At 42.3% G+C, this 470-nt stretch carries 1 protein-coding gene; it reads left to right on the top strand.

Going from position 1 to position 470, the window contains the following annotated elements:
• A partial coding sequence (locus A9E74_RS14585; RefSeq protein WP_218104340.1) for a hypothetical protein occupies positions 1–228 on the top strand: 228 nt, incomplete at its 5' end.
• Positions 229–470 lie beyond the last annotated feature (242 nt).

Below are 470 nucleotides of genomic sequence, written 5' to 3' on the forward strand. Positions count from 1 at the left end.
CACGAACTTCATATCTGCGAAGCGGGAAAGAGAAAGGGAATAGGCAGAAATACAATAGCTCATCTTTTAAAGCTTTCACTTCCAATTGAATTGGTTGTTGCCAACGATAATTCCGCCATGCGCTCGCTTATTTCCAATTTTGGTGCAGTCGTAAAGTATGAGCCTAAAAATGTGAAAACATATGTCATTAAGCCTAGAAATCTAAGTTGTGATTATTTCAATACCTAACAAAAACCGGCAGTCCGACAGCCAGCACTCCACACTGTCTGCGGCTGCGGTGTGCGTTATGCATTAGTTTAGGAGGAAAAATTGCTGAAACAGGTCTTATTGAAATGGCTTCTTCCCAAATTGGTTTCAAGAGCATGCGAATCTCGAATTCCAAGATCTGGATAGGAGGGGGAAAAGGTGAACTGTTTTGTGGTTGCCTTAGATCGCGATGAACAGCCTTTCTTTGTGGCCACTAACTACGA

The organism is Methylophaga muralis (assembly GCF_001720165.1).
Taxonomy (GTDB): domain Bacteria; phylum Pseudomonadota; class Gammaproteobacteria; order Nitrosococcales; family Methylophagaceae; genus Methylophaga; species Methylophaga muralis.